Here is a 10591-nt window from a genome sequence, read left to right as displayed (position 1 = left end):
AAAATCCCACTTCGATGTGTGAAGTGGGATGCGACTCAAATAAAGTTGCTGAAGAACGACTGACCGTACGGCAACGCGTAACCGATAAAGATCGTCACGAGTGACAGTGCAACGAAGCCGCCAAGCATAGCGCCCGACGGTTTTCTTTTTTTCAAACGAATGAGCGTCATCTCACCGAAGATGAGTGCGAGCAATCCGACCGTGATTTTCACGTGGTAGAACATGCCGCCTCCGTTCAGTTGCAAGTACAAATAAAGTCCTGTGCCGAACGCGATGAGCAACATGAGCCGAAACGCCATATGCGCGATCTTGCCGCTCTTGTTTCCGTTCTTGTAGCCGATGTAGGCGACAGCGAACAAGACGAGCAGTAAAATCCAACTCGTGACGTGCGTGTGTAGAAATGCTGTCAATGGCATTTAAAAATCCCCCTTTTCATTATGTACAACTACTATTGTACACGAACAAGCCACTTTTCGGTCAAGCTGTTAACAAACGATAAAAAGAGACGTACCGGTCGCGATTGAACGGCACGTCTCCTCCTCTTGTTTTGATCAAGCCGTCGTTTGTTCTTCTTCCCGAACAGCGTGTTCGAAGCTCGGAATCACAACGGTGAACGTCGAGCCTTTATGTTGGACGGACTCGACATGGATCTGTCCGGCGTGACCGCGCACAATCTCTTGGCAGATGGGGAGACCCAGTCCCGTGCCGCCGATTTCACGGCTGTCCGAGTTGTCGACGCGGTAGAACTTATCGAACAGACGATCGAGGGCGTCGCTCGGAATGCCGATCCCCTGGTCTTTCACTTTAATCGAGATCGATTGATCATGATGGGCCAGCTCGACCGTGATCTTCCCGCCACGCGGTGAGTACTTCACGGCGTTCGAGAGCAAGTTGCTCATCAGCTGTTTGAACTTCTGACAGTCTGCGAACAGTTCGTACGGTCGGTCGTCGACCGTGACCAGCTCGAACTTGTGTTTCAATGACGACGCTTCATAGAACGTCATCATGTCATGGATGACCGGCTCGATATCGAGCTGTTCCCGGTCATACATTTGGCTACCTGATTCCATGCGCTGTACGTCGAGGAAGTCGTTGACGAGATGCGTCAACCGCTCCGTCTCAGCGTGGATTGTCTGCAAATATTTCGCCTGTTTCTCGTTCGGCAACTGTTTCTTGACCATGAGCTCGGTGAACCCATAAATCGAAGACAACGGTGTCCGCAACTCATGCGAGATCGTCGAGATGAACTCGCTCTTCAAGCGCTCGGCCTCGGTCTCACTCGTAATATCACGGAAGACGAGCAGCGTCCCTTTCGACAAACCGCCGACGACAATCCGCTCGGCATACATCTGTAAGTTCATCTCCCCTTTACGGATCGAGAAACTGACACTGTCGTGCGGGAAGTCGTCTGTGAACAGACGGTCTGTATATGTCATGAAGTCATCGTCTTGGTCGACCGTCGTCGCGATCGTCTCCCGCCACTCGTTCCAAGACAATTCCGCGAGCTGACTCGATGTGATCGCATCGAGCTCTGGGAACATCTCGTAAAGCGGTCGGTTGACGAACACGTCATCGGTCGAATGTTCGACGTAAATGACAGCTTCTCGGATTGAATCGAGGATCCGTTCGGTCTTGCCTTTTTCACGGGTCATCTCTTCAAACAGACGCATCCGAAGTAACGACAACGACAGCTGACGTGCGAACGACATGATATCGCCCATTTGCGTCTGCGTGAAGCGGTCTTTGTAACGGACGAGATAAATGAAGGCGATGATTGAGTCATCAGTCGGGTCGTGGACCGGTACGGCCGTCTCATACATGTAGTACGGATACGGCAGCGGATGGTCGCTTGCGACTTGTTTCGACGAATGGACCGTCGTCCGCAGCGTCATCGCCCGCGTCAACACGGAGTTCTCGCTATCGAGCAATTTACGCGACAACGTCTCGTTCAGCCCGTGGCTCGTGATAGAGAACGAGCCTGTCGCATCGAGGAAGACGAGCGCCCCGACTTCTGAGTCGGTGATGGCGACAAGTTTCTCGATGATCTCCGGGTAAGCCGTCAACGAATCGCGAGCCGCGAGCGTCTCGGTCAATTCGTTTCGGTACGCCAAGTGCTGTTCGTTCTGTTGCGTCTGCTCCAAGATCTCTTCAAGCTCTTGTTGCTGCGCTTGCAGCTCTTCTTGCTGGGCGATCAATTCTTCTTGTTGTGCCTGCAACTCGTGGTTCTTCTCAATCAAGTGACGTTCATTTTCACGGAGCGTCTCAGCCATCTTGTTGAACGAACGGGACATCGTCCCGATCTCGTCTTCGCGCTCCATTTGATCGCTCAAGTCGACGATCTCACCTTTCAATAAGCGGTCAGATGCGACCGACAAGCGTGAGATCAGACGGGACTGACGACGCAAGAACGGTTGGACGAATAGTAGAATCAATGCCGCGAACGAGAAGATGCTCGCAATCCATAAGAACTGTAAGACATCATTGTTCACTTTCCAGTCGGCGTACACTCTGTTTTTCTCGCTGTTCATCAACGCCTTGTAGTCGATGAGTGACGATTCGATCTGTTGAATCGGACCGAGTGTATCGATACCGCGTTCCGGATCGTACGGTACGGTTCCTTGTTCAATCAACCGTTCGGCTGTCGGCAACGCCAATATGGTTTCAGGATCAATCGTGTTCTCGGTGATTTCCCCGGACGCTCGCAGTTGACCATATTCCGCCGTGACCGGCATGATCACATCGAAGTAAAAATCGTGAAAGGTTTGTAAGTCGGCTGCGAAGATCTCACCTTGTTTTGTTTCGACAGCGCCCTTGAACCAGTTGATTTCTTGTTGGAACTCATTTTCTTTACTTTGGGCCCGCTCGAGCGCTTCCGCATCGCCGAACAGCAAGTAGCCCCGTGAGTCATACTGCGCGCTCTGCCATTCGTCCCAAAGTGTATTCAATCGGTTGATCCGTTCATCGACTTGTTGGAGACGGGCTTCATTCTCTCTGACCCTCGTTTCCATCTGTACGTACATGATCATCGATCCGACGAGCGCGAGCGCGAGGAAAGAATATAGGGCGGTCATGATGTCACGTCCTAGTTTTTGTTTAAACCATTTATTCACTTCACGATGCCTCCTATGATCTTCACAAGTTCAAGCGGACTAAACGGCTTCGAAATGAAATAATCGACCCCAATCTCATTCGCGCAATCACGGTCAGATTGTTGGCTCTTCGCCGTCAACATCATCACTTTCGTATGTTGACGTCCCGGCAACTTCCTCACTTTCTCAATGACTTCAAGACCTGTCATTCCTGGCATCATATGGTCGACAATCACGAGATCGTACTCGTTCTGTTCGATCAGCCGATAGGCTTCAAGACCGTCTGGCGCTTCATCAATATCGTATCCTTCATCTTCTAACGTATCTAATACGAGCATGCGCAATACTTCTTCATCTTCTGCTAGTAGAATTTTCACCATGACGTTTCCTCCATTATTATCTCATTTCATTATTTTACCTAATCTATTTCGTATATTATCTCATTTCATTATTTTACCTAATCTATTTCGTAATCACAAAAATAAAAGATGCACGGTTTATAACCGTACACCTTTACAATCATATCGTCTACATTATAGTACAACAGTTTCCTGCAATTCCAAAGAATAAATAACCGTTGTCCCGACTTGGATATTCCAAATCGACTCGATCGCTTCGCGGTAGAGAGACAGCTGAACAGCGTAGCGGTCACGAAGCAACTGTCTTGCTTCTTCTCGCGACGCGCTCGCGAACAAGACCGAGTCCGATTTATAGTCGAGCAGGACATACGTCTCACCATCGAAGAACAGGCAATCGATGATCCCTTGAATCAACACGTGCTCGTCCGTGAACGTCGCCGTCGGATTCACTCGCTCCGCAGGCACCGTATACGTGAACGGCAACTCGCGCCATCCTCTTCCGGCTTGCAGCGCTTCGGATAGCGACCGACCGATCTCCGAGCTGAAGAACGACTCGATTTCAGGCAGCGCCAGCCGTGCCGTCTCCGCCTCGATCGGACCGAGCATCCCATTATTTTCCCACCGGTCGATTTGTATGTCGAGCGGTTCAGTCGGCTCAAACAATTGGAAGATGAGATGGAGCGTCGTCCCGCGCTCGGCACCTGTCTGCTTCGTCTGCTTCCATTTCGGCTCCCGATACGGGGTATCGCTCGGGCGGAACGTGTCTTCGAACGCCGCTTGCTCGAGTTGAATCGCTCGTTTCAATTCCGTCACGGTCTGTTTCGCTGCCGTCTCGGTCGCGGCTTGGGCTGGATAGCTGTACGAAAAAGCTCGATTGACGACTTGAATCGTTGCTTCTTCGTCTTTGACTGGAAAATCAATCGCCTCGAACTGTTGCACATGATGAAGCTGGGCCATCATCGCTTGGAGTGTGGCCACTTCCGCCAAATCATCTTGTCCGATGATTCGATACGTCCAGCTCGTCGCTTCCCGTATCGGCGAAAAGACCGGTAAGCCCATCTCCTCGATGAACTTTACTGCGCCTTCTAGTTTGAGGAGCGCTGGCGCGACCCAGTCCAGATACGTCTTCGCCTCGCGTCGTGCGTCAGCGGACAACGTCTCACCCGTCGCTTCGACCTGCAGCCATTGGTTGATCTGTTTAGCCGGTTCTGCGACCGTCCCGACTAAGATCAGCTTCTCTTTCGCCCGGGTCAGCGCGACGTATAAGACGCGCATCTCTTCGGCTTTCATCGTCGCATCGAGATCCCGACGAATCATCTCTTTCACGAACGTCTCTGTTCTCGTCCGGGTGACGACATCGATCGCGTCAAGGGAGATGCCGTATCGCTTATGGAAGATGACACGTTGCATCTGATCACGTTTATTGAACTGTTTGCCGAGTTGGGCGACGATCGTCACCGGAAACTCGAGCCCCTTCGATTTATGGACCGTCATGATGCGGACGACGTTCTCTTCTTCTCCGAGTGAACGTGCTTCCGATAAATCTTCACCATTATCTTGAAGCCGGTCCATGACCCGCAAGAAGCGATATAATCCACGGTAGCCGCTCCGTTCATAGGAGAGGGCCCGGTCATAGAGCGCCTTCAAGTTCTCTTGACGCCCTTTCCCGCCCGGCAGCCCACCGGCAAAATCGTAAAACCCGGTGTCGTTGAACACTTGCTGAATCAACTCCGACAAGCTGTGGTTGCGGGCGAACGTGCGCCATTCCGACAACTGATCGAGCATGTCCCCGCACTTCAATCCGAGCTCGTCGTCATCGTCTGCTTTCGCCTTGAGCGCATCGAAAAACGACGCTTCCGACTCTAAGCGAATCTTGGCCAGCTCTTGATCGGTGAAACCGAACATCGGTGACCGGAGCGCTCCGGCGAGCGGGATGTCTTGGAGCGGGTTGTCGATCAACTTCAAGAGCGACAACATCATTCGAATTTCCGTCGCTTGGAAATAGCCGCCGTCCGAATCGGTATAAGCCGGGATATTATACTGTGTCAAAATGTCCATCAACTGCTCGACCCGCTCTTTTTTCGAACGGACCAAGATGACGATGTCCCGGTACTCACAGGAACGAAGCAATCCGGTCGCCTCGTCCGTCACTTTGAACGGCTCATCACCAGAGACGAGCTCTAATATACGTGTGGCGATGGCACGGCCTTCAAGCTCCTGTTTCGATAAGTCCCGGCTTTCTCCGTTGACGATCAAGAGTTCAGGACTTGCCTCGAGTTCTTCATACGCCCGACCCGGTACGAGACGTGCCGCCTCGTCATACTCGATCTCACTCACTTCTTCGTCCATCAACTGAATGAATAGGTCATTGATTCCGTGCAGCACTTCGGAGCGGCTTCTAAAGTTTTGAGACAGGTCGATCCGTTGCCCCGAACCGGCTTGTTTGAACCGCGTCGCTTTCTCGATGAACAACCTCGGCTCGGCGTGCCGGAACCGGTAGATCGATTGCTTGATGTCCCCGACCATGAACAAGTTGCCGAGCTGTTCACTCTCATTGCTGACGAGTCCGATGATCGTCTCTTGGATCTCGTTCGTATCCTGATACTCATCGACCAACACTTCGGCGAATCGCTGTTTGTAGAGCGACGCGACCGATGACGGGGCGTCCCCGTCCCGTAGTATGGCGAGCGCGTAATGCTCGAGATCGCTGAAGTCGACGAAGGCGCGGTCCCGCTTGGCTTGCTCGTAAGCGGCCCCGAACGTTCGGACGGTTCGGACGAGCGTCTCGACGAGCGGACGCTGTGACAGCAAGACGTCTAAATGATCAGCTCCGCTGACACTCGCTTGACCGACCGCATCGACAAGCCGCTTTTTCGCTTGGTCATAGGCCGGCTTCAACACCGTGTGATAGATGTGATGCTCGTCTTTTTTCTGGACCGGTTTCATCGTTCCGAATTTAACCGCTCGGGACGCCGTCTCGAGTTCACTCCATTTGAGCGTGTCTTTGTCGATGTTTTGGAACGGGAAAATCGCTTTGGACACATTTTCCGATTGCGCCTCGTAACCGGCAAGCCGGAGTTCGATCGCTACACGCCGGAGTTGCCGAAGTGCTTTTTCAATATCGACCCAGAGCAACTGCCCGAACTCGACGAGAAGTCGTTCCTCGTCAGGGTCACCTTCAAACTGATAAAGGGAGACCAGCTCATCTAAATACGCCTCCGGATCAGGAAGGGTTCGCGCATATTGATACAAACCGAGGATCAGCTCTTCGATTTCACTGTCACCACGGTCAGACGTATAGGCATCGACGAGTGCGAAAAACGAGCTGTCTTCTTGACCGTACTGTTCTTCGAGCACGTCTTCGAGCACATCGTCTTGCAAGAGCACCAAGTCCCGTTCCTCGGCGATCTTGAAGGCCGGGTCGAGGTCGAGCAAGTAGTAATTCTCGCGAATGACTTCTAAACAGAATGAATGAATCGTCGTGATGAGCGCCCGGTTCAGCATTTGCCGTTGTTTTCGTATATAGTCGTTTTCCGGATGTTCCCGCAGCGCCTGATCGAGCGCTTTGGCGATCCGTCGTTTCATCTCGGCCGCTGCCGCGTTCGTGAACGTCACGACGAGCATACGGTCCGCCGTCAACTCGTCCGCTTCATCGAGCAAGCGGCTGGCGAGCCGTTCGACGAGCACGGCCGTCTTCCCTGAACCGGCTGCCGCCGAGACGAGTACATGGGACCCCCGTGCGTCGATGGCTGCTTGTTGATCACTCGTCCACTTCATCGGCGTCACCTCCTAATTTAAACAAAACTTCTTCTTTATCTAACTTTTTCAGCTGACGGGGCTCGTTGGCGAGCGCCTCGTCAAAATGACAGACACTTTGATACGGACACGTCTGGCACGGACGCCGCTCTTTATATTCATAAGGCTCGACACCGATTTTCCCATCATACATCGCCTCCACACTCGTCTCGGCAAGGTCGAGCGCGTGGTCCATCAACTGCTCGAGCTGAGGAGGTGAGACGACTTTTTTCGTCGTGTTCGCATCGAGCGTCCCGTCTTTCTTATATTTGACCGGAATGACGATCGATTTTTTCTGTTCCCTTTTCGCCGTCTTGTCCATCACCTCTAGGATGGCCGGATCGTCGACGAGCAACCCTTGCATCTGATACGACTCGAGCACTTTCCGCTCGGTTTCGGCATCTGTCTCAGCCGGCGTGACGAGCGGTCGGTGGACGTGGAAATACAACGCGGCTGCAGGTGCCACGGACCCTTTTGCCCAAGCATCCGCCTGCTCGATCAACACTTTCAAATAGATGAGCATCTGCATCGCCAAGCCATAATAAATCTCAGCGAAGTCGATCTCCCGTTTGCTCGACTTGTAATCGACGATGCGGACGTACAGCTGATCATGGACCTGTGCCGTATCGACCCGGTCGATCCGGCCGACAAGTTCACACGTCGCCCCGTTGCTGAGCGTGAACGACACCGGCGGGAAGTTGCCGCTCCCAAACGCGAGTTCGAACGCGACGGGATCGAACCCGTCACGTTTCGACTGCTCGATCAATACTTCTGCCGTCTTACTGACGACGTCCGTCAGCTTTTTCTTCAAGTAACCGTAGCGGTTCGAGCTCATCAAAATCGCATTTTGAATCTCCGGTGTGACGAGTTCGACGGCCGACTCCGCAAGTGAGGCACATTGGTCGGGCGACACGTCACGCCATTCTTTCCCGTCCATCTTGACGGTTTGAGACATATGCTCGATCGTCCGGTGGTACAAGTTACCGATGTCCGGTGCCTCGAGCCGATAGAGCCGTCGTTCTTTCAGACGCAAGCCGTAGTTCGCAAAATGACGGAACGGGCAGGCTTGGAACGTCTCGAGGCGGGACACACTCGCCCGAATCGAGTTCGTGTAAAGGGACTTCGCGACCGACTCTGGCAATGGCTCGGGAACGTTTTGATAAAACAACGCGCTCGTCAACAGTCGGATTCGCTCGCGTCCTTCCGGATGCTTCAACAGTTCGTTGTACACCGTGAACCACGTCTCTTGAATCGGGTAGTGACGGCTGAGCCGTTGCAACTCGAGCGCCGTCACGGCCGCTGTCTGGTTCACGTTCGTGATGAAGGCGAGCTGATCTGTCGGGCGATGCTCTCCCGCTTCTGCGAAGTGGGTCTTGATGGCCTTGCCGTTACCGAGTCTCGCCTTGACGTCAGCGATGAAACTCGCCGGTTGAATCGCTTTCCCGCTCCGGTCGACGAGTGCGTAACTGACGTACAACCGGTCACTTGGCGCCGTCAACGCTTTATACAAGTAGTACGTCTCATCGTCAAACAAGTGCTCGGTCGCTTTCCCCGCCCGGACACCGTTCTCATGCATGAAGTCCATATCGTGGTCCGTCAACAGTTTCGATTGTGTCGCGACGAGCGGGATTTGATCTTCGTTGGCACCGAGCAAGAAGACGATTTTTTTATCGATCAAACGCCCCCGCACGTAATCGGTCACCGTCAATTGATCGAGTGACGGCGGGACGAGTGCATAGCGAAGGCTATCGAGGCCGGTGTCCATCATTTGCAGGAACAGTTCCGTCGAGAGCGTCTCTTCCGGCGCGGCCGCCTCGAGTTGCTCGAGAAGATGGAGGACCGCGTCCCATACTTGTGTATGCTCTCTTGCTTCAATCAGGCGTGATGCGTCGAGCGCTTCTTCGCGCCAATGGGCAAGGCATGACGAGACGTCGATTCGGTCTAGAAAAGCGTAAATGGCGTGCGTGTAGGCCTGCATCGTCTTGGCCGCTTTCAAATCGGTGAGGAGCGGATCGAACGTTTCGACGACGGTTTGACGATAGGCGTTGAGTGCCGCTTCCGTATCGAGTTCTTCACCCGTCAACTTGGCCTCATCTTCGGCCCGGCGTTTCAATTGCCACTCGTCATGCCAGTGATAATGTTTGATGCCCCGCTCAATCACGAACGCCTCGAGCCGATCGACAGACGTACGCCGATGATTTCGGTCGAGCACGATCAGCTCGGTCTTCAACGCGCGGAATATAGCTTCTTCCCGGTAGCCGCGGAGCGCGACTTCGATCGTCGCCTTCAACAACTCGACGACCGGGTGATCGAGCATCGGCTGCCGTTCATCCAGGAAGAACGGCAAGTTCATTTTTTGAAGCGCTTGTGACGCCAAGTCCCCATATTCTTCAAGTGACCTTGAGATGAACACGATGTCTCGGAAGCGGTAGCCGTCTTCGCGGACAAGTCGTGTGACCTCACGGACAGCGGCCGCTACTTCTACGGTCCGGTCGACGGCTGCATTCAAGGCGACTTGATTTTCCGCCCGCGTATACGGCGCTGCCGTCACTTGCCCGAACGTCGCCTCGAGATAAGCGAGACTTGGATGTTTAAAACGATGCACCCCATGATACAGTTCATCCGTCGACGAAAGTTGACGTTCTGAGAGCAGCTCTTTAAGGCGCATCAGCGTCCGCTGTGTCGGTCCGAACAACGGGTGCGGACGATAGAGCGAGTCCGGGTCGACCGTCAACAAGACGTCCAGCGGCGCCTTCTCGGCTAAAGCGACGAGCACCGCGAGCTCTTGCTCCGAAAACTCGTTGAACCCGTCCACATAAAAGTGAGTCCCTGTTAAATTGACTTCCGGTAACAACTGCAACATCACTTTGAAGTAGTCTTCGGCGTGAAGCGTTTTGCCGGCCGTCATCGTCAAGAAGCCTTCATAGAGGATGGAGAGGTCTTGCAGCTTCAAGGCCCGATGTTGGTCTTGCTCGCTCAGGCGAAGCAACTGCTCCGGCTCGACGAGGCCGCGTTTCAACATCGTGATCAACTCGTTCAGCTCTTCGTAAAACCCGTACTGGTTCATCGTGCGCCGGAACAGCGTCAGCCGCTCCTCGTTCATCTCGACGACACGCCGTAACAAAAGATGGGTCCCTGTCTGGTCTAAAAACTGCTCGGTCGCGACACCGTGATCGCGCATGATCAAGAATGCGAGACGGCGCATCGACAGCACTTGAATCCGCGTCGATCCGTTTAAACCGTCTGTCATCGCCATCTTCCGTTCCATTTCAAACGACATTTGGTCTGGGACAAGCATATAGATGGTCGGGCCGCTCGGATCGCGCTTTAGCTCTTGAATGACTTGAT

5 protein-coding genes are annotated in these 10591 nt (G+C 53.4%); all 5 read right to left on the bottom strand.

The annotated features are described in order from the left end of the window. Window positions 1–35: 35 nt before the first annotated feature. On the bottom strand, window positions 36–416 hold the full coding sequence (locus A6395_RS12300) for a YisL family protein (RefSeq protein ID WP_071399240.1): 381 nt from the start codon (window positions 414–416) through the stop codon (window positions 36–38). A 135-nt stretch (window positions 417–551) separates the two neighbouring features. Further along, window positions 552–3110 (bottom strand): sensor histidine kinase, encoded by a 2559-nt coding sequence (locus tag A6395_RS12295; protein WP_084813062.1) that lies wholly within the window; start codon window positions 3108–3110, stop codon window positions 552–554. Then, complete coding sequence (locus A6395_RS12290; RefSeq protein ID WP_070327845.1) at window positions 3107–3469, bottom strand: response regulator; 363 nt, start codon at window positions 3467–3469, stop codon at window positions 3107–3109. The genes A6395_RS12295 and A6395_RS12290 overlap by 4 nt, the downstream gene beginning before the upstream one ends. Window positions 3470–3622: 153 nt before the next feature. Further along, window positions 3623–7225 carry a helicase-exonuclease AddAB subunit AddA gene (addA, locus tag A6395_RS12285; RefSeq protein ID WP_071399239.1) on the bottom strand — a complete coding sequence of 1201 codons (3603 nt, stop codon included), beginning with the start codon at window positions 7223–7225 and terminating at the stop codon, window positions 3623–3625. Next, a partial coding sequence (gene addB, locus A6395_RS12280) for a helicase-exonuclease AddAB subunit AddB (RefSeq protein WP_071399238.1) occupies window positions 7209–10591 on the bottom strand: 3383 nt, incomplete at its 5' end. The genes addB and addA, both read right to left, overlap by 17 nt.

It is taken from the genome of Exiguobacterium sp. SH31 (assembly GCF_001816105.1).
GTDB lineage: Bacteria > Bacillota > Bacilli > Exiguobacteriales > Exiguobacteriaceae > Exiguobacterium > Exiguobacterium aurantiacum_A.
This window is presented reverse-complemented; position numbering and strand designations above follow the sequence as displayed.